This is a genomic window from Paenibacillus intestini, assembly GCF_030803945.1.
In the GTDB taxonomy this organism is placed as follows: Bacteria; Bacillota; Bacilli; order Paenibacillales; family Paenibacillaceae; genus Paenibacillus; species Paenibacillus polysaccharolyticus.
Genome location: NZ_JAURUN010000012.1, coordinates 26,106 through 49,144, shown reverse-complemented (window position 1 = coordinate 49,144; position 23,039 = coordinate 26,106). Strand labels below are relative to the sequence as shown.

General features: G+C 48.7%; 17 protein-coding genes and 1 riboswitch. Of the genes, 15 read left to right on the top strand and 2 right to left on the bottom strand.

Annotated features, from left to right (window positions below; translation table 11 throughout):
* Positions 1-11: 11 nt before the first annotated feature.
* The 9 genes from J2T16_RS24320 to J2T16_RS24280 all read left to right on the top strand — a co-directional run bounded on the left by J2T16_RS24320 (position 12) and on the right by J2T16_RS24280 (position 11,797).
* On the top strand, positions 12-776 hold the full coding sequence (locus J2T16_RS24320) for a spr1630 family ClpXP-sensitive toxin (RefSeq protein WP_221790156.1): 765 nt from the start codon (positions 12-14) through the stop codon (positions 774-776).
* A gap of 29 nt (positions 777-805) precedes the next feature.
* On the top strand, positions 806-2,002 hold the full coding sequence (locus J2T16_RS24315) for a spr1629 family repressor/antitoxin (RefSeq protein WP_221790157.1): 1,197 nt from the start codon (positions 806-808) through the stop codon (positions 2,000-2,002).
* Between the two features lie 328 nt (positions 2,003-2,330).
* Positions 2,331-2,408 carry a potassium-transporting ATPase subunit F gene (locus J2T16_RS24310; RefSeq protein ID WP_090924284.1) on the top strand — a complete coding sequence of 26 codons (78 nt, stop codon included), beginning with the start codon at positions 2,331-2,333 and terminating at the stop codon, positions 2,406-2,408.
* Positions 2,409-2,498: 90 nt separating this feature from the next.
* On the top strand, positions 2,499-4,178 hold the full coding sequence (gene kdpA / locus J2T16_RS24305) for a potassium-transporting ATPase subunit KdpA (RefSeq protein WP_499019415.1): 1,680 nt from the start codon (positions 2,499-2,501) through the stop codon (positions 4,176-4,178).
* A 144-nt stretch (positions 4,179-4,322) separates the two neighbouring features.
* Positions 4,323-6,416, top strand: a complete 2,094-nt coding sequence (gene kdpB, locus J2T16_RS24300; protein WP_499019414.1) for a potassium-transporting ATPase subunit KdpB — start codon at positions 4,323-4,325, stop codon at positions 6,414-6,416.
* 102 nt (positions 6,417-6,518) lie between these two features.
* Complete coding sequence (kdpC, locus tag J2T16_RS24295; RefSeq protein ID WP_336121349.1) at positions 6,519-7,085, top strand: potassium-transporting ATPase subunit KdpC; 567 nt, start codon at positions 6,519-6,521, stop codon at positions 7,083-7,085.
* Between the two features lie 42 nt (positions 7,086-7,127).
* Complete coding sequence (locus J2T16_RS24290) at positions 7,128-9,461, top strand: histidine kinase (RefSeq protein ID WP_341181474.1); 2,334 nt, start codon at positions 7,128-7,130, stop codon at positions 9,459-9,461.
* A gap of 17 nt (positions 9,462-9,478) precedes the next feature.
* A complete protein-coding gene (locus J2T16_RS24285) occupies positions 9,479-11,095 on the top strand; it encodes a DUF4118 domain-containing protein (RefSeq protein ID WP_336121347.1) in 1,617 nt (538 codons plus the stop codon).
* Entirely contained in the window at positions 11,096-11,797 is a 702-nt protein-coding gene (locus tag J2T16_RS24280) for a response regulator (RefSeq protein ID WP_336121346.1), read from the top strand.
* A gap of 88 nt (positions 11,798-11,885) precedes the next feature.
* On the opposite strand, the gene J2T16_RS24275 is transcribed toward J2T16_RS24280, so the two are convergent.
* Entirely contained in the window at positions 11,886-13,184 is a 1,299-nt protein-coding gene (locus tag J2T16_RS24275) for an alpha-glucosidase/alpha-galactosidase (RefSeq protein WP_221790162.1), read from the bottom strand.
* 226 nt (positions 13,185-13,410) lie between these two features.
* Here J2T16_RS24275 and J2T16_RS24270 point away from each other — a divergent pair, with 226 nt between their 5' ends.
* From J2T16_RS24270 to J2T16_RS24245, 6 genes are all read left to right on the top strand, one after another.
* Entirely contained in the window at positions 13,411-14,247 is an 837-nt protein-coding gene (locus tag J2T16_RS24270) for an AraC family transcriptional regulator (RefSeq protein ID WP_221790163.1), read from the top strand.
* A gap of 99 nt (positions 14,248-14,346) precedes the next feature.
* A riboswitch (cobalamin riboswitch) is annotated at positions 14,347-14,541 on the top strand.
* 182 nt (positions 14,542-14,723) lie between these two features.
* Positions 14,724-15,662 carry a nickel ABC transporter permease gene (gene nikB, locus J2T16_RS24265; RefSeq protein WP_221790165.1) on the top strand — a complete coding sequence of 313 codons (939 nt, stop codon included), beginning with the start codon at positions 14,724-14,726 and terminating at the stop codon, positions 15,660-15,662.
* A 6-nt stretch (positions 15,663-15,668) separates the two neighbouring features.
* Complete coding sequence (nikC, locus tag J2T16_RS24260) at positions 15,669-16,499, top strand: nickel transporter permease (RefSeq protein ID WP_260511044.1); 831 nt, start codon at positions 15,669-15,671, stop codon at positions 16,497-16,499.
* A 19-nt stretch (positions 16,500-16,518) separates the two neighbouring features.
* Positions 16,519-18,117, top strand: a complete 1,599-nt coding sequence (locus tag J2T16_RS24255) for an ABC transporter substrate-binding protein (protein ID WP_336121345.1) — start codon at positions 16,519-16,521, stop codon at positions 18,115-18,117.
* A 2-nt stretch (positions 18,118-18,119) separates the two neighbouring features.
* Positions 18,120-18,935, top strand: a complete 816-nt coding sequence (locus J2T16_RS24250; RefSeq protein ID WP_221790171.1) for an ABC transporter ATP-binding protein — start codon at positions 18,120-18,122, stop codon at positions 18,933-18,935.
* Positions 18,932-19,771 carry an ABC transporter ATP-binding protein gene (locus J2T16_RS24245; protein ID WP_221790172.1) on the top strand — a complete coding sequence of 280 codons (840 nt, stop codon included), beginning with the start codon at positions 18,932-18,934 and terminating at the stop codon, positions 19,769-19,771. Before J2T16_RS24250 ends, J2T16_RS24245 begins: the two co-directional genes overlap by 4 nt.
* A 215-nt stretch (positions 19,772-19,986) precedes the next feature.
* Here the strand turns inward: J2T16_RS24245 and J2T16_RS24240 are convergent, their stop codons facing one another.
* Positions 19,987-22,878, bottom strand: coding sequence for a DUF5704 domain-containing protein (locus J2T16_RS24240; RefSeq protein ID WP_499019413.1), 2,892 nt, complete (start codon positions 22,876-22,878; stop codon positions 19,987-19,989).
* Between the last annotated feature and the right edge of the window lie 161 nt (positions 22,879-23,039).

The window sequence follows — 23,039 nt, the reverse complement described above, 5'->3', positions numbered from 1 at the left end:
GAGTGATATATATGGAACAATATAAATTCAAGCCTCAGCATAGTCAGATGATTGTTAAAGCTATTATCGAAGGGTACCGAGAATATATTGAGCACCGTATAGATCGACGAGATAACATGGAGATTAGTTCGGCATTTGCTTGGACAAAAGGTAATTTTATAGAGAGCAAAATTGCTGAATACTGTAAGGAAGATGATGGAAAGGTATTCACACATAAAAAGTCCAAAGCAGGTCTGACTTGGGATTATCTTCAGTTCACACATAAAGACTCCAAAGTTCTGTTTTTGATAAAAAATGCAGCTTACTTTAATGAAAAATGTTTTTCTCGGGCCAAACTGCCTACGGGTGATGACCGTAAGGGGGTAATGCGCACATATTTACATGACCTGTCCAAAATTAATGTGGATTTGAACTTTCCGATAGAGCCACCCCTGAATGATGCGGATCAGTCCGAAAAGGTAGTGCAGCTTTCCTTGCCTATTCAAGTAAGCCAGGTTACTCGTGTGAAAGAAGAACTTAAACAGCTGTCATCTCTGTATAATGAGTTTCACATCCTCACCTATGCTATTGATGATGCGTATCAAATATCTGAAGTAAAGCACTATTTGCCTAATCCGCATGATAATATAGCCTATTTTATAGAAGATTTGTCTGATCTCATCTCAGGTGCGGAACTTAGCGATCATGAACGTGAAGTTCTTGCTCCTGACGTGGACGATATACTTGATCCGGCAGCTTATGACATTGAAATTTTGGAAGAAGAACGGCAGGGGTAACCCCCTTAGTCTAGTAAGGAGGAAACCGTGTGTTCATGGGTGAAAATCTGACCAATCTGCGCATCATGCATGGTTATTCGAGAAAGGAGCTTTCCGAAAAACTGGGTGTGACCGAGCAGGCGGTCTGGCAGTATGAAAATGCGTACACTTCCCCCAAAGTGCCTATCGTTAATGAATTGAAACGGATTTTCAGTGTGAAGAGCAAGTATTTTTACGAGAAGGACAAACTAACGGAGCGCAATAACCAGGGCAACATCAACGTGATGAACATTGCGTATCGATCCAAAGTGATGAATGTGATCTCCAAGACACAGACAGAGGCAAAGCATGTGGAGTATCTGGATACCTTTGTAAACTATATTACTGCTCAGATCAGCCTTCCCACCTTGAAGATTATCCAGCTCAGGGAAGAAGCGATCCAGTACATGAATAACTCGAAGGATGATCGAAAAGCCCAAATTCAATATGTTGCAAAGCTTGCGCGGGAGCGACTGAATCTGGAACGGACAACGAATGAAAACCTGATGTTTTGGATTGAAAAAAGCGGAGTGTATGTCTTTGAGAAGGCCATGGGCGAGGGGATCGATGCCTACAGTTTATGGACGAAAGAGGATCGCCCTTTCATCATTTTAGGCAACATTAAACGCTCGGCCGTGCGTAGAAATTTTGATATCGCTCATGAGCTTGGTCATTTGTTGCTCCACTACCGCCTGGAGTTCGTAAATCTGGATCGTAAAGAGCATAAGGGGATTGAAAATGAAGCCAATCTGTTTGCAGGTGCATTTTTATTGCCCGAAGAAGAATTCACACAGGATATGCAAGCCATTTCCCAACTAACCAATCCCGACCAATATCTTGATTTAAAAAATAAATGGAAGACATCCTTGCAAGTGTTAGGATACCGTGCAGCGGATCTGGGATTAATGGATGCCAAAGCACACCGTAATTTTTATGCTGCCATGCATCGAAGGGGATATTTGGAGAGAGAACCGTTTGATCAGACGATTCCTTTGCAGACACCTATGCGGGTTCGGACGATCATTGATCTTCTTGCGAATAAAGGGCTGGTAGATATTCGGTATATGGTCGAACAGGATTGGAAAGTGGAAACGTCGTTTTTTCATCATATGACCGGAATTAAGCCAGAGTTTTTCAACAAATATATGAAAAGTAGTCCAAATACCAAGATTCGTAAAATGCAGGGCAGGACTACTCGCAGTTCTTAAAAAAAAGATGACCTATTCAATGTAACCCTTAATCCTACATTGATATGTATTTACGTCAGACCCGTTCTTTCAGCTGATCGCTGAGAAGAACGGGTCTTTTTTACGCTTTTTTTACAGCCAGAGCGGCGATTCTTTACCCCCTTTTTACAGCGATTCGTATTACGATTTTACATGTAGCAAGCGAGAGGAACGGTAGAGAAGAGAGGATGAAGGACGCATGGTGAATGATGCAACGATGATTGGACTGATCGTACTGTTGTTTGCGGTGTTTTGGGGCTTTGTGAAATTTTGCGAGAAGGCCTGAAGGCAGGAAGGAAGGGCGAAAAAGATGATTTTCATCGGCGTAATTGTCATGGCTCTGATTGTCTATCTCGGGTACGTGCTGGTGAAGCCAGAGAAATTCTAACGTAACTGTTCAGATCATGTGCCTGAAGCTGAAGATAAAGAGTAGATTAGTGGGAAACACCAAGGTTGGAATTAGGGAGGATATGCAGATATGGGTATCGGTGTAGTGCAAGTAGCGGTCACGCTACTCATTATATTGTTGCTGGTGAAGCCGGCGGGCAGTTATTTGGTGAGGGTATTTGACAGGCAACGAACGGGACTTGATCGTGTGTTTGGCGGACCGGAGCGATTATTGTATCGGCTGATGGGGGTACGGGAAGATGAAACGATGGGGTGGAAAAAATATCTCGCCGCCATACTCATCTCCAATGCGGTCATGTTGATCCTGATGTTTCTGGTGTTACGGCTACAAAGATTTCTGCCTCTCAATCCGGATGGGATCGATAATATGCCAGCAGCGCAGGCATTTAACACAGCCGCATCGTTTATGACCAATACCAACTGGCAGTCCTATACAGGCGAGAATGCTCTGTCGTATCTGTCACAACTGCTCGCGGTAACGTTCCCGATGTTCACCTCGGCGGCAACGGGATTCGCGGTGGCGATTGCCTTTATTCGCGGATTAGTAGGCCGCCGGGATGATCTGGGTAACTTTTATGTCGACCTGGTTCGGTCGATTACTCGTATTTTTTTACCGCTCAGCTTCATTGTGGCCTTGTTCCTTGTATTTCAAGGGGTGCCGCAGACGCTGGCCGGTGCGGTGAACGCAACCACGCTGGAGGGTGCACAGCAGACCATCACCCGCGGATTAGTGGCTTCGCTGGAGTCGATTAAACACATTGGAACCAACGGCGGGGGCTGGTTCGGCACCAATGCCGCGCATCCGTTTGAGAATCCAACGGCGCTGAGCAATCTGGTGCATATCGTTTGTATGATGTTGCTACCGACAGCGCTGGTGTATGCATTTGGCTTGATGGTGAATAACCGGAAGCAGGGCTGGGCGTTGTTTGCTGCAATGGGAGTTCTGTTCCTAGTGATGCTGACGACGGTATTTATTTCCGAGTATCGCGGAGTGCCTTCGCTGGATGCGAATGGACTACAAACCAACATGGAAGGTAAGGAGGTCAGGTTTGGGATTCCCGAATCGGCTTTGTTCACGGCTGTAACTACAGCAGCAACAACGGGGTCGGTGAACAACATGCATGAGTCACTTACTCCGCTTGGAGGTTTGGTCTCTCTTGCTCAGATGATGCTGAACAATGTATTTGGCGGCAAGGGTGTAGGTTTGTTGAATGGTCTGCTGTATGTGATCATTGCGGTCTTTATCTGCGGGTTAATGGTCGGCCGGACACCGGAGTTCCTGGGCAAAAAGATCGAAGGCAAAGAGATCAAGCTGGCCTGTATCGCGCTGCTGATTCATCCCTTGATTATTCTCGTGCCAACCGCACTCGCTTTAATAAGGCCGGAGGCCGTGGCTTCCATTTCCAATGGCGGTACACATGGGCTAACCGAGGTGTTGTACGCTTTTGCCTCAGGAGCGGCCAATAACGGATCGGCTTTTGCCGGAATGAACGCCAACACGGACTTTTACAATATCGCTATAGGGATTGTGATGTTGCTCGGAAGATATATCTCGATGATTGCCATGCTGGCGATAGCAGGTTCACTTGCCGTGAAACGGGTTGTCCCGGTTACCACAGGAACGCTACGGACGCATACACCGCTATTTGCAGGCATTCTGGTCATGATGATTGTGGTCGTAGGCGCGCTGACATTCTTCCCTTCGTTGGCTCTTGGTCCTATTGCAGAGCATTTGGCGATGGTGCGATGAGCGGCAGGTGAATGATACGAGGTGGTGATGGCTGAAGAAGTGGCAGGCGAATAAGCCAGCGGAGCGACAGCGACACAGCCAATAAATATGGAAGCACGACAAAGGATTGAAGTAAGCACGTATAGTATGGAGGTGGCATTCACAATGAATGCAGTGGAACGAAACAAAGAACAAATTCATCAACGCATCAACCACGTTCAGCATCATCCCGGGTCGAAACGATCTTTAAATAAATCCATGTTGCTCCAGGCCATGCGAGATGCATTCAAAAAACTGAATCCGATGGTCATGATCAAAAATCCAGTCATGTTTATCGTGGAAGTCGGCACATTCATTACGTTGCTATTATGTATTGATCCCAATCTATTTACCGCTTCGGATGCAGGGCGAGGATACAATGTGGCTGTATTTTTTATTCTGCTCTTCACGTTGCTATTTGCCAATTTTGCCGAGGCGCTAGCGGAAGGGCGGGGCAAAGCACAGGCGGATACCCTGCGTAAGACGAAATCGGATACGATGGCCAATCTATTGCAGAAGGATGGAACTGTGAAACAGGTCGCTTCGACCGAGTTGAAAAAAGGGGACCTCGTCCGTGTGGAAGCTGGGCAACTCATTCCAACGGACGGTGAGATTACCCAAGGTTTGGCCTCTATCGATGAATCGGCTATTACAGGGGAGTCCGCCCCGGTGATCAAGGAAGCCGGCGGCGATTTCTCTTCAGTCACCGGAGGTACACGGGTGACCTCTGATTACATCATCATGCGAGTTCAGACCGATCCCGGCGAATCGTTTCTGGATCGAATGATCTCTCTCGTGGAAGGCGCACAGCGTCAGAAAACGCCAAACGAGATTGCCCTGACTACCCTTCTTGCCGTATTAACGCTAATCTTCCTGATCGTCATTGTGACGATGGTCCCTATGGCAAATTATCTCGGCATCCGGCTCGATCTGGCTACCTTAATTGCTCTGCTTGTGTGCCTGATTCCAACTACGATCGGCGGTCTGCTGTCTGCCATCGGGATTGCTGGCATGGATCGGGTGACACAGTTTAACGTGCTAGCGATGTCGGGGAAAGCGGTGGAAGCGGCTGGCGATATCGATACGTTGATTCTGGACAAAACAGGCACGATCACATACGGCAACCGGATGGCTTCTGAATTTATTCCGGTTCAGGGTGTAACTGTACCCGAGATGACACGGGCGGCGCTTCAAGCTTCAGTGCGAGATGAAACACCAGAAGGTCGTTCTGTCGTCGAGCTTGCAAGTAAGCAGGGGCAGAGCTGGGAGGAAGGCAACTACACCAATGCCGATCGTATCGAGTTTACTGCGGAAACACGCATGTCTGGTCTGAATCTGAGTGATGGAACGAAAATCCGCAAAGGCGCAGTAGATGCAATCAAGCGGTATGTGACCTCCGAAGGCGGACGTGTACCCGGTGATCTGGACGAAATCGCAACACAGATTGCAAAGGCCGGGGGGACACCACTGGCGGTAGCGATCCATAACCGAATCTATGGCGTGATTTATTTGAAAGATACCGTGAAACCCGGTCTCAAGGAGAAATTTGCCGAGATGCGTGCCATGGGTATCAAGACAATCATGTGCACCGGCGATAACCCGCTGACAGCAGCGACGATCGCACTGGAGGCGGGTGTGGATGATTTTATAGCGGAAGCGAAGCCTGAGGACAAGATTGCGGCGATCAAAAAAGAACAGCAGGAGGGTAAACTTGTCGCCATGACGGGCGACGGCACCAATGATGCTCCTGCCCTGGCGCAGGCCGATGTGGGCCTGGCGATGAATTCTGGAACGATGGCGGCCAAAGAAGCGGCTAACATGATCGACCTGGACTCTGACCCGACCAAGCTGTTGTCGGTGGTCTCCATAGGCAAGCAGCTGCTGATTACGCGTGGCGCGCTGACCACCTTTTCCATATCCAACGATATCGCCAAGTATTTTGCCATCATTCCAGCGATGTTCATTCTCGCCATGCCACAGCTTCAGGCACTGAACATTATGAATCTCTCTTCACCGCAGTCTGCAATTCTGTCCGCACTGATCTTTAATGCGATTATTATTCCGTTGCTCATTCCGATTGCGATGAAAGGCGTGAAATACCGTCCGATGTCTGCCGAACGGCTGCTGAGCCGCAACGTGTTCATCTATGGTATTGGCGGTGTGATTGTACCGTTTATCGGCATCAAGCTGATTGACCTGGTTTTGTCAGGTTTGATGTAAATGTCATTGTAGCTGTGAAGTACAGGTGATGTCATTCATGGTGAAGATGACGTGGTTGCCCTTTTTGACGAATACATTAAATCCATTCAGGAAGTGATTTGTATGAAGATGTTATTGCCCGCGTTGCGGTTGTCAGTTGTGCTCATGCTAGTCTGTGGTCTGCTCTATCCGCTTATCACAACGGGGATGGCCCACTTGCTGTTTCCTTCACAGGCAAACGGCAGTCTCATCATTCAAGATGGGAAAATCATCGGTTCATCCCTGTTGGCGCAGCAAGTGAAATCACCGGGATTGTTTCAGCCCCGCGCTTCCAATGCGAAATATGATCCGACCGCATCGGCAGGGTCTAATCGAGCGGTGGCATCTCCGGAATACATTGCAGAGATGAACCAAAAGCTGGCTACACTCCGCCAGGAAAATCCTACTCTGCCGCAACATATCCCTGCCGATCTGGTTACGGGTTCCGGTTCAGGGCTTGACCCGGACCTGTCTCCTGAAGCGGCTATGGCCCAAATTCCGCGGATCAGTCAAGCTACAGGACTTAGTAAGCAGAAGTTGACTCAGCTCATTCAGGATCATATACAAGGCCGCCAGTTAGGTATATTTGGGGAGCCTCGTGTGAATGTGATGGAGCTAAATCTGGCACTCACTACAGCACAGAAGAAGTAGAAGTGGAGTTCATTATAGGAAGGAGAGGAGGAGAGCGACAGCATGGAGGGCAGCTTCAAGCGGAAATCGCCGGAAGAGATGCTGCGTATGATTTCGAAGCTGCAAGAGGGCACGTTTAAAATCTACATTGGCCCGGTCAGCGGTTCAGGTAAAACGTATCATATGCTCAGAGACGGCAATCATTTGCGCGAGCAGGGCATAGATGTCGTCATATGTGCGGTCTCCACGATGAGAAGACCGGAAACGGTAGAACAGCTCGGTGAGCTTGAGCGTGTGCCCAGCATCCACTGGATTCGGAGCAGTGACGGAGCGGAGATGAAAGACTTAAATCTGGATGCATTGTTAATTCGCAATCCGGAGGTTGTTCTGGTCGATGGGTTGGCACATCGAAACCGGACGGGAGCAAGACATGTAACGAGACTGGAGGATATCCGTTTTCTATTGCGCCACAATATCAGTGTCATAACTACCGTGAATGTGTATGAGCTCGAGGGATATACCGAACTCGCCAGGCGGCTCACTGGAATTAAGGTGGCACATACCGTGCCGGCGGACACACTGGAACTGGCGGATGAAGTGAAGCTGATCGACGTTACGCCAGAGACCATTTTGAGTCGTCTTGCGGAAGGTCACCTGCAAGGGCACGGGGGTATGGACATTTTTCGCCATGGTAATCTTGGGATTTTACGTGAGCTGGCACTGAAACTTGTTGCAGAAGGGGTTAACGAGTCTTTACGTGAACATCGCGAGGAAATGGGTCTTCCGCCCGCAACAGGCATCATGGAACGCATTCTTGTCTCCGCGCAGTACCACTGGAACGGTTCGATCTACATTCAGCGCGGACAGCAGATTGCCCGTCGATTGAACGGGAGCTTGCATGTTGTTGTCTTCCGGCCCATGAAACAGCCACTAACGAAGGAAGCTACGGTATTTCGCCGCAGTATGATGAAACTAGTGGAGAAGATCGGCGGGCACATGGAGGAGCTTCCGGTCATACATCACCGCTATATCCCAGCCACATTGGCACAGTATGCGATCAGACAGCAGATTACCCGGATCGTTATGGGACATTCGCGGCGTACACGCCGGCAGGAGTTATGGCAGGGCTCTCTCATTAACTCGTTGCTTCGCAAACTGCAAGGAGTAGATTTACTACTGGTTGCAGATCGGTCGGCGCAAGAGGGCGAACGGGTTGTGCCGACAAAAGTAAGTGAAACGGAACAAAAAACCTATCGCAGACTCAGTGAGCAGGAGATAGAGGAACAGATTGGGCTGATTAGGCGCGGTACGTTCAAAATCTATATTGGAGCTGCTCCAGGGGTGGGCAAAACCTACATGATGCTGAGGGAAGGCAATGATCTGTTGCGCAAAGGCATCCATGTGCAAATCGGTTTGCTGGAAACCCATGGACGAGCGGACACGGTGGAACAAATCGGCTCTTTGTCCATCATCCCGCGAGCGCAGCGTGTGTATCAAAGCACATGCTTAGAGGAAATGGATACAGAAGCGATATTACGATTGCATCCCGAAGTGGTGCTTGTGGATGAGCTCGCGCATACCAACGTGCCTGGAAATGCTCGGCAAAAGCGTTACGAGGATGTGCTAAGGCTGCTGGACGCAGGCATATCCGTCATTACAACCGTGAACGTACAGCATCTTGAAAGCTTGAATGATGCCGTTGAGCATATTACCGGTGTTCGGGTGCGAGAAACGGTACCTGATCGGATCATTCAATTGGCAGACGAGGTGCAACTGATTGATGTCGCTCCCGAGGCCTTGCGGCAGCGCATGCGAGAGGGTAAAATCTATGCAACTGCCAAGGTGGAGCAGGCGCTTGCGAATTTTTTTAAAATGGGTAATCTGATCGCATTGCGTGAACTGGCTCTACGCGAACTTGCAGACGATGTGGATGAGCGGCTGGAATCGCAGCGAGCGGCGCGAACACTACGGGGCCCATGGCGCCGTGAGGAGTCGGTTTTTGTGTGTGTCAGCAGTGACCGTCACGCCGAACGGTTAATTCGTAGAGGTTTTCGCATGGCTTATCGGCTGAAGGCATCCTGGCATGTCCATCATGTACACATCGGCACAGGCATGGCAATGACTCCTGAAGTGAAGGAGCACCTGGCAGGATTGGAGCAACTCACTGTGCGGCTAGGAGGGCATTTTCATATCCATCAAAGTGCAAAGTTGCGGGAAGTACCAGGTATTTTGGATGCAAAGGCTACGGAAGCGAAGGCGACACAACTGGTAGTTGGGCAGGCGAAACGGGTATGGTGGCTGAATGGTCATCGTGGCTCGGGATCGGTGGTGAACCAGCTTGTTCGTCTGTCGAGACATCGTGATGTATTGATCGTAGCGGATGATGATTATAAATAAAGCGGGTGGAATTGAATTTGTCTGAACATCAGGAAGAGGGCAAAGATCAGGAAAGCTTACAGGGAATCTCTCGCCAGAAAAGGGTTCCTGCCTATATATGGGTAACATTTGCCATCATCCTGTTAACCGTACTGCTTCATACCATTGGGATGAGTGATGACTTGGTCAACGTTGCACTGGTGTACCTGTTTCCCATACTGATTAGTGCTGTATATTGGGGAATGGGGCCGGCAGTATATGCAGCGACCCTTAGTGTTGTCATGTTTGATTTCTTTTTTGTTCCACCTTATCTCAGTTTTACGATAGAGGATTTGCGATATCTGATTTCGTTTGGGGTGTATTTGGCTGTCGCCGTCATGACGGCAAGTCTCGCCGGACGTTTACGGCAACAGCTGGATCGGGTTAAATCTCGTGAAGCCACAACGAATGCCCTGTATGATCTTAGTCGACAGATCACTGCAATTACTAATCTGGATACCTTGTTGGATAACATGACGAGCCAGATATCCCTTATGCTCGGAAGTCCAGCCGCCATATATCTGCCGGATCAGCAGGGTGAACTGAAGCTTTGGACGAAACAGAGACCTGCGTCTGAGATCGGGACAGAGAAGAATGCCTGGGGAAGCCGTTCTTCGGAGCTGGCTATCGCGGATTGGGTCTATAAACAGGGGCAGATCGCAGGCAAAGGTACACCAAAGCTTGGTGAGTCGGCGGGGCTGTATGTTCCGTTACGAACAGAGAATCACATTCACGGTGTACTTGCCGTATACATGACTACTAGTGAGCCGGAGAAGCAACAGGAACAGGGCCAGCTGCTGGAAGCCTGCGGCAGTCTTGCGGCAGGTGCAATCGCCCGGGTGAAGCTGGCTGAGGAAGCGCGCCTTGCTCAAGTTACCGCTGAATCAGAGCGCATCCGAACTGCGCTGCTGGATTCGGTATCCCATGAGCTACGTACGCCGTTAACTGCCATTATCGGTTCAGCCACAGGGCTGATAGAGAATGACAGTCTTTTTACACCCGAGGATCGCCTGGAATTGACTGGTAACATCCGTGACGGCGCGTTGCGTATGAATCGTCTCGTAACCAACTTGCTTGGCATGGTGCGGCTGGAGAGCGGTATGCTACAACTTAATCGCAAATGGTGTGATGTAGGGGATATGATTAGCGTTGTTTTGGCAAAAGTCAGAGAATTCAGTCCTCATCGTGAAGTTACGGTACAACTGCCAGAAGAACCGGTTTTTTTTGACGGAGATGAGGTGCTGCTTGAGCAGGTACTTGTGAATATCGTCAGCAATGCATTCAAATATTCACCCGACGAGAGCATGGTGATCATAAGGGTGAAGAATGAACCGAGACAGCGTTGTGTGACCTTCATCGTAGATGATCAGGGTGTTGGAATTGAGGAACCGGAGCGAACTCGCGTGTTCGATAAATTTTATCGCTCACCCTCCACGCAGCATATTACGGGAACCGGACTGGGCCTCGCAATCTGCAAAGGGATTGTGGAAGTTCACGGAGGGACGATCCAAGCTGAGGGGAATCCGGATGGAGGAACAAGAATACGTATAGAGTTGCCTGTGGGAAGGGATGAAGTGCGATTTTCCTATACAGGGCAAGGAGAGGTTGGAGATTAGATGAATGCCGCATTAGGGGCTCGCATTCTGGTGATTGATGATGAACCGCAGATTCGCAAACTGCTAAAAGTGACTCTTCAGGCTCACCAATATGATCATTATGAGTGTGCTGATGGAGAGGAGGGTATTACGCAGGCAAGTGTGGTGCATCCCGATTTGATCATTCTGGATCTGGGTTTGCCAGGCATATCTGGCATGGACGTGCTTCACCGAATAAGGGAATGGTCACAGGTGCCAATTATTGTGCTGACAGCAAAAGATCAGGAGGCTGATAAGATTGCCGCACTGGATGCAGGTGCAGATGATTATGTGACGAAGCCGTTTGGCATGGGTGAACTGGTTGCCCGGATTCGAGTGGCGCTGCGACATGTGGCCAAAACAACGGATGAACCCATTTTGCGATTTGGCTCACTGGTTATCGATCTGGCTCTCAGGCAGGTTGAGCTGGACGGAGAACAGGTCAAATTAACGCCAACCGAATATGAGATGCTGAAGGTGCTTGCCTCGAATGCAGGCAAAATTATTACCCAGCGCCAGCTTTTACAGCAAGTATGGGGTCCACATCATCATGAGTCGGACAGCCACTATTTGCGAGTTTATGTGGGTCATTTGCGTAAAAAGCTAAAGGAAGATCCTACTCGTCCATTCTATATTCAGACGGAACCAGGGATTGGATATCGTTTTCTACTGCCTGCGGAGTAATGGAGTAATCTGAAAATAAGTGAAAAAAAACACCGTCCCTTCGATTTCGAAAGGAACGGTGCTACTTTTGTATATCTTGATGTTTTTATTATGAGAATTTAGGCAGCCAGTCGCCATGAGCTTCAATCAAATCGTCGCACATCGCCACGATGTCGTCCATGGACAGCTCAGCAGCCGTATGCGGATCAAGCATAGCCGCGTGATAGATATGCTCTTTTTTGCCAGTCATAGCGGCTTCAATGGTAAGCAATTGGGTGTTGATATTGGTACGGTTCAGCGCTGCCAGCTGTGGCGGCAGATCACCAATATATGTTGGGCTGATACCCGAACCATCGACCAGACAAGGCACCTCGACACAAGCTTCGCGTGGCAGGTTGGTGATGAGCCCGTTGTTTATAACGTTACCGCCAATTTTGTACGGGCGATCCGTCTCCATCGCTTCCATGATATGCGAAGCATATTCATGACTGCGGGTATGTTGAATATTTTCACTCGCAAACAGCTTCTCCCGCATTTCCTTCCATTCTGCAATCTGGTTCACACAGCGACGTGGATATTCGTCGAGTGGAATGTTGTAACGTTCGATCAATTCCGGGTAGTTGCGTTTAATAAAATACGGATGATATTCTGCACTATGCTCAGAAGACTCGGTAACATAATAACCGAAGCGATGCATCAGTTCATAACGTACCATGTCATCATGTGTCTCCTGCTGTTTCTGTCTGGCAAGACGTTTGATCTCAGGATATAGATCGACACCATCCTTTGTTACTTCCAGGAGCCATGCCATGTGGTTAATCCCGGCGATTTTGGCAACGACACCCGTCTGGTCAATCCCCAGCGTATCGAACAGATGAGGTACGCAGACTTGTACACTGTGACACAGACCGATCGTTTTAATTCCGCCATGCACGTTCATGACATTGGTGAGTACAGCCATCGGGTTCGTATAGTTGAGGAACCAGGCATCCGGGCACACTTCCTGCATATCCTTGGCGAAGTCCAGCATCACCGGAATGGTACGCAAGTTACGGAAGATTCCGCCAATGCCGAGCGTATCGGCAATCGTTTGACGCAGGCCGTATTTCTTCGGAATCTCAAAATCGGTAATCGTACACGGGTCATATCCGCCCACCTGAATGGCATTGATGACATATTTAGCTCCGCGGAGCGCTTCCTTGCGGTCATGGTATGTTTTAACGGAACAGCGGCTTCCCAGCGACTGAGCCAGGCTTTTTAACAAACGCTCCGAGTCACTTAGACGTTCAGCATCAATATCAAACAAGGCCAGTTCAAAGTCTTGCAAGGCCTCCGTCATCATCACATCACCCAATACATTTTTGACAAAAACGGTGCTGCCTGCACCGAGAAACGTAATTTTGTTCATTTCAACTTCATCCTTCCCGAAAAATGTTGTACCCCAACTATAGGCCGAACAGGCCCATATCACTATGGCTCAAACCCTCTCAAATATGGCATAATCCCATTTTTGTTTTCGTTTTCAGCAAGATTTCCTCTCTTCTACCTGTTATAATTTATTGTGTGTACTGGTAAGGGAATATGTGAGCTCACATTAAGATATCTTTAACCTCATCGTCGAAAGGAGGGGAAACATGAGTCGAAAAGTGGAAATGAATGTGGTCTCTGCCGGCTGGACGCAGATGGAACTGGTCTTGTTATTTTATGGTTGGGAGGCATGTGATCCTGCCCACTATTGGGGGCCGGGGGTGCGTGATTCCTATATTGTGCATTACGTACATGAGGGTCATGGTACGGTATATATGGGAGATCGGGAATATCCTCTGGGCGAGGGCCAAGGATTTCTCATATTACCCGACACGGTCATTCATTATGAAGCCGATGCTGAGGAGCCTTGGACATATTCATGGTTTGGCTTCAGAGGTGTACAGGCGAAGGCTTTTATGCAACGTGCGCAGTTAAGCGAGGAGCACCCGGTATTTACTGCTCATGATAAGAATATGATGGCAGCGCTGTATGACGAGATGCTTCAGGCCGGAACGAGCTCTGTTGCAGGAGGGGATGTGCTACATCAAAGTCTGTTATACCGACTTATGGCGGCATTAATCGCATCCTCACCGATCAAAGAAGAAGAAAATCCGCTCCTTTCGACGAAAGAGACTTATATTCGGCAGGCTGTGCAGTTTATGGAGAACCGGTATAGCCAGCGTACTTCTATTCTGGATATCGCACAGGCGGTCGGGCTGGATCGAACGTATTTATCGGGGTTGTTCAAAGAGCGATATGGCAAGTCGCTGCAAGCCTTTTTCTTAGAGTATCGCATGAATCGTGCAGCGGAGTTGCTTCGTAACCCGATGCTGTCTGTGAGTGAAGTAGCCCACTCCGTTGGATACACCGACCCGCTACTTTTTTCCAAAATGTTCAAACGTGTGACGGGGGTGTCACCCAAGGGCTCGCGAGTGCGAGATTAGCCGCAATCATGATTTTAAATTTTGAAAGAAAAGTTTTGAACATTATTCCGTATGCCGCTATACTGATACAGAAGTGTAACAGATACCAACTTTTAGTGAATTGAATACGTGGAACTTGGTGCTCTACCCGCTGGGGTAGAAGCTTAAAAGGGAAGTCCGGTGTGATGCCGGCGCGGTCCCGCCACTGTAACAGAGGAGTCAGGCAGCATATCCACTGGTCTTACGAAGACCGGGAAGGAGCTGCTATGGCAATGATACTGGAGCCAGGAGACCTGCCAGGTTGGACAAACACAGCAGTACCCTACGGGAGATAGGAAGGTGTTTAAAGAGCATGATTTTTTCTGAAAATCTGTTTATTTAAGGCGTCCTTATCCCGTGAAACGGAAAGGGCGCTTTTTTGGCTTGAATTGGCTTGTATTGAATGGAATGAAAATGAAGGCGTACACGCGCATTAAACCGGGAAGGGCGTTTTATTATTGGGCAGATATATCGTTAAACGGTTATTACAACTGGTCGCCGTTCTGTTTGGAATCACCTTCCTGACATTTCTATTAACGTATCTGTCTCCTGGAGATCCCGCCAGACTGATGCTGATGTCTACCGGAGTCACACCTTCGGATGAACTGGTCAGACAGGTGAGGTCAGAGCTTGGGCTGGACAAGCCATTTCTGGTTCGGTATGGCACATGGCTGGGACAAGTAGTCACTGGAGACTTTGGTACGTCGTATAAATATGACCGTCCGGTGCTGGATGTGTTAATGGCCCGCCTTCCAGCAACGCTCAAGTTAACCGGGAGCGCAATGCTTCTGGTGATTTTGATTTCCTTTCCGCTCGGAGTTCTTTCGGCTGTACGCCGGAATCAATGGCTGGATTATGTGATTCGCCTGTTTTCGTTTGCCGGTCTATCCATGCCGAGCTTCTGGCTGGGGATGTTGCTGATGCTGGTATTTGGTGTGCAGCTGAAGCTGCTGCCGGTCATGGGTAGTTCCGGCTGGAACAGCCTGATCCTGCCTGCTGCGACACTCGCGATTCCATTGATCGCCCAATACAGCCGGCAGATTCGTGCAGTCATGCTGGAGGAGACAAGCCAGAATTACGTAGTGGGTGCAAGAGCAAGAGGTGTGAAGGAATCAATGATTATTTGGCGACATATTTTGCCCAATTCACTGTTGCCAATTGTGACCTTGCTAGGCATGACAACAGGAGCACTACTTGGCGGAGCAGCAATTGTGGAGAGTTTATTCGTATGGCCGGGAGTAGGACAGATGGCGGTGGATGCCATTTTCACCCGCGATTACCCCCTGATACAGGGTTATGTAATCTGGATGGCAGTCATCTATGTCACCCTGAATCTGATCGTGGATCTCTGGACACATCTTCGCGATCCGCGCATTCAACTGGATGTGGATGTGTAGATGGTGATGAAGATTCGAGCATATCTGACACAACGTCGTCTATTTATTTTCTTGCTATCCCTGACCACAGGCTGGATCGTTCTGGCTCTGATTGCGCCGCTTCTGGCGCCTCACGATCCACTTGCTACGAATTTTGCCAAAGTGTTGCAGCCATCCAGCCCCGAATATCCACTCGGTACGGATCAGCTTGGGCGATGTGTCCTGTCCCGACTTTTATATGGAGCACGCACCTCTCTGCTGCTTACATTTATGATGATCGGTATTGTTTTCGGCTTAGGCGTAGCGGTTGGTGTCGTCGCAGGTTTTCTGCGAGGGCTGGTGGATACGCTGCTGATGCGGCTGTGCGATACGTTGATGGCATTTCCGGGTTTGATTTTTGCTATTGCCGTAGTAGGCATGTTAGGGCCGGGGTTATTTAACACGGTGGTCGCACTGTCAGTTGTCTGGTGGGCAAAGTATGCACGGATGGCCCGAAGCCTGGTCATTTCTCTTCAGCAAAAAGAGTTCGTCACTGCCGCCGCGTTCAGCGGTGCGCGTAAAATCCAGATCATTAGCAGAACGATTCTGCCGAATATGTTGCCCCCTTTGATCGTCATGGCGATGATGGACGTGGGCGGCATGATGTTGTCGATTTCGGGTCTGTCCTTTCTCGGACTTGGTGCACAGCCGCCTGATCCCGAGTGGGGAGCGATGTTGAATGAAGGCAGAAGATATCTGCAGACAGCGCCTTGGCTGTTAATCTATCCGGGGCTCGCGATATTTAGCACGGTTATCATTTTTAATTTGCTGGGGGACAGTCTGCGAGATGTGCTTGATCCCAAGAAAAATACAGTGTAACTGAGGGGAATGGGGAAGTATGGGTAAGTTTCAAAAAACATGGCTACTGGCTATCATATCAATGATGACTATTCTGTTGTTCGCTGCCTGTGGTAACGACAAAAATTCAACACCTTCATCATCCGATGCTACGGGGAAAAAGGCAGGTGTGAATGCGAGTGGTGCGGCTGGTGAGGACAAGAAATCACATCTGAATGTGGCCTTGTTCTGGCTGGGGAGTAGCCTTGATCCTGCGGAGGAATGGAACGGCTGGACGCTGACGCGCGCGGCTATTGGGGAGACGTTGATTCAGTTTGATGAGCAGATGAAGATCGTCCCCAAACTTGCCGATAAGTGGGATCGGATCGATGATACAACCTGGCATTTTCATATTCGCGATGGAGTAGCGTTCCATAATGGCAATCCCGTGACTGCGGATGCGGTAAAAAAATCAATCGAACGCTCCATCTCGCTGAATGAGAGAGGTCAATCCACACTGCCAATTGCGTCAATGACTGCCAAGGGGCAGGATCTGACGATCAAAACAACACAGCCGGATGCCTCACTGCTAGGCAATATTGCAGAGCCACTGTTTATTATCGTGGATACGAGTGCAGACACATCAAAATTCAAGAGTGAGCCCATCGCTACCGGGCCGTTCATGGTTACAGGATATAGGCCCGACCAGGAGATTCAGGTGAAAAAGTACGATAAATACTGGGGTGGCGCGGCTGATCTGGATACGATGACACTGAAATACATCAAGGATGACAATACACGGGCGCTGGCACTGCAATCAGGGGAAATCGATGTAGCGAGTAATGTGGGACGCAGCCAGATGCCTCTTTTTCAGGATAAAACACAATATACGATTGATGAAATTCCGAGCCTCCGTACGCAGTTTGTGTGGTTTAACACGACCCATTCACTGCTAAACGATGTAAAGGTTCGCCGTGCCATATCTTACGGAATTGACCGCGAAATGTACGCGAATACGCTGGTGGGTGGACAAGCAGCCAAAGGTCCGTTTACCTCTGCATTGCCTTTTGGGTACGACAAAATTACCGGATATGATTACGAGCCCGCGAAGGCAAAACAATTGCTGGATGAGGCTGGATATCAGGATGCTGATGGAGATGGCATTCGTGAAAAGGAAGGGAAGAAGCTGTCGCTAAAACTCATTCTTAACTCAGCTTATGAATCCGATTCCGTTGTGGCTGCTGCGATGCAGTCCCAGCTTAAAGAAATTGGGGTTGAGCTGGAGCTCACCTCATATGAGGATCTCACTGACCATCAGAAGAGTGGGAATTATGATCTGGCTCTGACGAGCATCAATACAGGCATCACGGGTGATCCGCAGTATATTCTCGACTTCTATTTCAAAACAGGTGCGGAGTGGAATGTCGGCGGATACAGCAATCCGAAGCTGGATGAGCTTATTGAGCGTCTTCACTCGGAGTTTGATGTGGAGAAGCGTTATGCACTTGCGGCAGAAGCGCAACAGATGATTCTGAACGATGCTGCTTATATGTTCTTGACATATACACCGATTAATATCGTCAGTAAAAGTAATGTAAAGGGTGCAACAATGTACCCGATCGACTTCTATCTGCTAGATCGCAACATTAAGGTCGAGTAGTGATGACGTCCTTGCGTGGGGGAACGACATCTTTGCTTGTTGAGATGAAGAATCTGTCTGTAAGTTACAAGGAAGGCGTGCCTTCCTTGCGAGATGTATCCTTTTCGATGAAGCCAGGAGAGATCATTGGCATTGTGGGGGAAAGCGGAAGCGGGAAGTCGACCCTGATCCGGGCTTTGCTGGGACTACTGCCTGTAGGCGGACGATACACCGGAGGAGAGATTATTTTTCGGGAACGGGTGTTGCTACGTGACTCGCAACAAGATTGGCAGGGGATGCGTGGCAAACGAATCGCGATGGTATTTCAGGACAGCGGTTCATATCTGAATCCGATTCGTAGTATTGGAAGTCAGTACGTGGAGGCGATTCGTGCCCACCTGCCTATGTCCCGTAAAGAGGCTTGGAAATTGGCCATTCACACTCTGGCCCGTATGGGGCTGGATGATCCAGAGCGAGTCATGCATGCCTATGCTTCCCAGCTTAGCGGGGGGATGAAGCAACGAACCTCGATCGCAATGGCGGCTGCGTTGGAGCCGGAACTGCTGCTGGCGGATGAGCCGACGAGTGCGCTGGATGTTACGACTCAAAATGAAGTAATGAATCAATTGAGCAGGCTTTGTGCGGACAAGGGAACGGGCATGATGCTCGTGACGCATAATATGGCGGTTGCGGCCCATATGGCTGAGCGGATCGGTGTGATGTTAGACGGCAGGTTAGTGGAACTGGGAGATACACTGCGTGTCATATCGAATCCTGACCACGAGTATACCCGCAAACTGTTAGAAGCTGTACCTGAACTGGAGGGGAACCATACATGATCAATGCCGGATCACCCATTCTGAAACTGAGTAACGTATGTAAAACGTACGAGATGAAAGGGCGGCAGGCTGTTCAGGCTTTACAGAATGTAGATCTTGCGTTATATCCCGGGGAGTGTCTTGGCATTGTCGGGCAGAGTGGAAGCGGCAAAAGCTCTCTTGCCAAGTGTGTAACTCATCTGGAACAGGTGACTTCAGGAGAGATTTGGTACCATGGGCAGGAGATTACCCGTTTGAAAGGCGAAAGTCTGCGCCAGATGCGTAAGCAGATTCAGATGGTCTTTCAGGAGCCTGCGGCGATTTTTAACCCACGCATGAAGGTGGGCATGTTTATCGGTGAGCCTCTGTTGAATTATAAAATGATGAAACGGCAGGCGGCTGCTCAGGAAACACGCAGATTGCTGGAGCGCGTTGGATTGTCTGCTATGGATGCGGATAAGTATCCACATGAATTAAGCGGCGGGCAACAACAGCGAGCTGTCATTGCTCGTGCGATTGGTTTACGGCCTGAGATCATTTTGTTTGACGAAGCTACCTCTGCTTTGGATGTTTCCATTCAGCAACAGGTTTTGGATCTGCTTATGGAACTACGTAGGGAGACGGGAGTTTCCTCCATATTCATATCACATGATCTTGCTGTGGTGCAGCAAGTGAGTGACCGTATTGCAGTCATGCATCAAGGAAGAGTAGTGGAGGTTGTGGACAGTGCCAAGCTGACCAGTTCGGCGAATCATCCGTATACCCGAAGTCTGATGTCCTCCGCTCTGTCGCTGAGAGAGCTGAAGGATGATATGCAGATGCGTGAGCGTGTGGTGGTACTAGCGGGAAGTAGATAGATCAGGTTAATTACGAATAAAGAGTAGATGAGAAAAGGGTTATCTGGAGTTGAATTCTGCTGATAAATGAATTCATTCGAGATAACCCTTTTGCCTTTTTTGATAGTTGTCATCTATACGGAATGAGAATGATCTTGCTGTTTCTGCCCTGGGTTAAACTTTATCCTGATATTCATTCTCCAGATATCTTTATCCGTCATCCGTAACTCTATTTCTTAATGAGGCACCTGGGACTGAAAGTCATTTCGACTGGACTGGTCTGCATGATAAAAGACAATATCGCCATCCTTCAAAGGCCACCTGCTGCTGTTAGTAGCGCTGTTATTGAATGCAGGTGGGTGGTTGAAACCCTCCAACTGCCACTGATTCATAAGTGGAGCATGGATATATTGCAGATGCGGTGCCTGAGTATTGCCGTTACGTAGACTCTCGATATTAAAGTTGACGACGATGTACCCATTTTTCAAAAAGATATCAGATTGTTCATCCAGCTTATTCTGTCTGGCAAGGGATTCAAGGTTCGTGCCTTTGGGAACAGCGTACACATCTGCCGGCAGACTGTATTCCCCGTACCACCGCTGGATTGCAGCATTGGCCCTGTCAACGTTAACGCTGGTAGGGATATTTGTTTTAGGCCCAATCAGTGTACGAAGCGGCGCCGTCAGAATCATCCAGTCATAACGGCCTGTCCAGGTTTTTTGGTGTGAAGTCTGGTTGGCGACTTTGACCATATGTTCTGCTAATGTGAGACGATTGCGTTCGTCTGGTGAAAATTCATACGTATATTGGTAACGTGCCGCGTCACTCAATTCTGTGCCAGGTACATTACGCAGTCGTGAGTTCAACACAACAAATCGTTTCTCCATATCCTGCGCTGAACCAATTCGAATAAGACGTTCCTGCCCCCGATGGTAGTATAGATCAACATCCTGACGGGAAGAGTTATCCTTGTTTATAAAAGAGAATGTGGGTGTTATTCGAATACCATCCTGTTTTCCAAACATATTACCCTTCGTCTTGAGATCAAACTTGAAGTGATAGCCTGTTTTCACAGCAACGTTCCGAAATCCTTCGACCGGATGACTGCCAGGCCGAATCGGCAATACAAATGGAGCAAGGTTTCCTCGGGGGTCACCATCGATGCCGCGTAATCCGCTCCAGTAGCTATGGCCTGTAGGTTCCGGGCTACCTGGTCGTTTGCGGAATACACTCTCCCAGTTATAGTCGGATACATCAGTCACATGAAAGTCATACAGCCTGCCGATTACATCTACAGGTATCTTATCGCTTGCAACATGATGAGTTAGATCGGTGTTGGCATCGGGTTGCTCTGTGAAGTTTGCTGGTGAATTCTCGGCGATGTTCCGAAATTCGATGGTATATTTCCCCTCGTCCACCCATACTGGCATATAGAATGTTGTATCCATTTGGTTCACCGGAATGTTGACCCATGTGTGGCTTGGGATGAACTGTGTTCGATCGGCTGTATAGACGTCAAACGGGAATAACACCTGTTTGATGCGAAAATATTTGGCATAGTCCCGATTGCCATATCCGGGATAACTGGACGCATCCAAGTGTTGCCCGGATGTAGGGATCCGCACAATGAAGGGACGCTCCAGAATAAGCGCAGCACGGGTAGGATCAGGTATTGTTTTCTGATTATGCGGTTGATCGTCGGACACCCATGCGTAGTTTACGACAGGGGTGTGCACCGTAACGGTGTTTATTCCATTAATCGGAAGTATCTTGTTGGCTCCGCCGTTCACGTTACCCGGTAGTAGATCATAATAGATTTGGCCAGAACTTTCCGTGTTGGCTTTGTTTCGCAGGGAACTGCTGATCCTGTGGTTGGGAGTGTACAAGACATCCCGTCCAATTGTTGTTGGTGAAGGAATGTTGTTCGGCAGTGGCCCATCCTTGGTTGTTTCGGTATCATTCATGATCACTGCATTATTGAACTTCACCAAGTCATTTTTCACGGTGCTTTGTGGTGTGTTAGTTTCGGCCATTCCCTTTAATAGAGCTGTGTCATCTGGCACATTCGGGGGTGCATTCAAACCACCTGTTAGTTTGGATGGAGTGTACGAGATGGATGACGTTTGTCCTGGCCTCACATGACGTTCAACGACAGAATCATTGCTGGATTCAAGTGTCGGTGGAACATAACCGGCAGGATTCATCGTAATGGTTTCGCCAGGCAGTGCATAATTTTTCATCGTTGCTTGGACGAGCTTGTACACTTCAAGATTGCTAATCATCCAGTAGGAATAGTTTCGTGTAATTTGGAAGTTGTATGGTTTAGGAACGGTATCATTTTTAGGTATAGGTGTGCCATCCCTACATCCTTCGTCATTACAGACCTGCGGTCCAGGTACGGTCCATTCTCTATCATAGGAGATGGTGATATTACAATCATATATAACTTTGCCGCTCATTTTGGTCCAGGCTTGCTTAAATAGATAATTGTCCGCGAAGGCGTTAGTGTATAGAGACTCGGAAGTAGGAATTCCTTTTAATACATTAAATGTTTCATTCCCCCTGTTATCTGACTTTATTACACCTGTAGCGTTGGGATCAAGGTCACTCATATTCATCGTTGTACCTGGAGATGGTGATCCAATCGTAGGCGTGCAGCCACCACCGCCTCCGCTATCACCCCCACCGGTATTCCCGCCTCCGTCGTCACCACCCCCACCGGTTCCCTGTTCAACACCGATGGTTGTTTGGGTCGTTAATTGAAATCCGTCTTTTTCCCATAACACCGTGATGGATGTAGTGCCTCTGCTAACCGCTTGTACCATCCCGGAATTACTTACCGTTGCAACAGAGGGATTGGAGGACTCCCACGTGGTCGTTCCTCCGCTGCCCGTGTTTACATTGGTTTCTGTACCAAAGTTACCATCCCCTGTTTTGGTTTTAACCATCGCATTGAGCTGTTTGGTTTGATTTAACCGAATTTGTCCCCCAGGAGAGAGGTTGATTTCTTTGGTGGTTTCGGCGACAGCCCGCCAATATATATCGGTATTAAATATGTAGTCAGCGGAGTACTTGGGTGGATTATAGGGTCTGTAGCCTGATGGTTGAATTACGCCTCCAATCTGCATTGTAAATTCTGCAATATCACCAGTGAATCTATCTACACTTACTAGTATGGGATTACCAGGTGTATAGTAATCTGAATTATCAATATAAATTGGTTTATTTGATGCAGAAACAAACTCAGAGTGATCATGTGGCTGGTCATTTTTATCTTTGTATTGTGATG

Bases quoted from the DNA above. Each gene is read 5' to 3' on its own strand.
- nikC (WP_260511044.1), top strand. From the start codon at position 15,669: ATGAAGATTCGAGCATATCTGACACAACGTCGTCTATTTATTTTCTTG.
- J2T16_RS24245 (WP_221790172.1), top strand. From the start codon at position 18,932: ATGATCAATGCCGGATCACCCATTCTGAAACTGAGTAACGTATGTAAA.
- kdpA (WP_499019415.1), top strand. From the start codon at position 2,499: ATGGGTATCGGTGTAGTGCAAGTAGCGGTCACGCTACTCATTATATTG.
- J2T16_RS24275 (WP_221790162.1), bottom strand. From the start codon at position 13,184: ATGAACAAAATTACGTTTCTCGGTGCAGGCAGCACCGTTTTTGTCAAA.
- J2T16_RS24280 (WP_336121346.1), top strand. From the start codon at position 11,096: ATGAATGCCGCATTAGGGGCTCGCATTCTGGTGATTGATGATGAACCG.
- J2T16_RS24290 (WP_341181474.1), top strand. From the start codon at position 7,128: ATGGAGGGCAGCTTCAAGCGGAAATCGCCGGAAGAGATGCTGCGTATG.
- J2T16_RS24320 (WP_221790156.1), top strand. From the start codon at position 12: ATGGAACAATATAAATTCAAGCCTCAGCATAGTCAGATGATTGTTAAA.
- J2T16_RS24310 (WP_090924284.1), top strand. From the start codon at position 2,331: ATGATTTTCATCGGCGTAATTGTCATGGCTCTGATTGTCTATCTCGGG.
- J2T16_RS24250 (WP_221790171.1), top strand. From the start codon at position 18,120: ATGACGTCCTTGCGTGGGGGAACGACATCTTTGCTTGTTGAGATGAAG.
- J2T16_RS24240 (WP_499019413.1), bottom strand. From the start codon at position 22,878: ATGCAGATTGGAGGCGTAATTCAACCATCAGGCTACAGACCCTATAAT.
- kdpC (WP_336121349.1), top strand. From the start codon at position 6,519: ATGAAGATGTTATTGCCCGCGTTGCGGTTGTCAGTTGTGCTCATGCTA.
- J2T16_RS24255 (WP_336121345.1), top strand. From the start codon at position 16,519: ATGGGTAAGTTTCAAAAAACATGGCTACTGGCTATCATATCAATGATG.
- J2T16_RS24270 (WP_221790163.1), top strand. From the start codon at position 13,411: ATGAGTCGAAAAGTGGAAATGAATGTGGTCTCTGCCGGCTGGACGCAG.
- kdpB (WP_499019414.1), top strand. From the start codon at position 4,323: ATGAATGCAGTGGAACGAAACAAAGAACAAATTCATCAACGCATCAAC.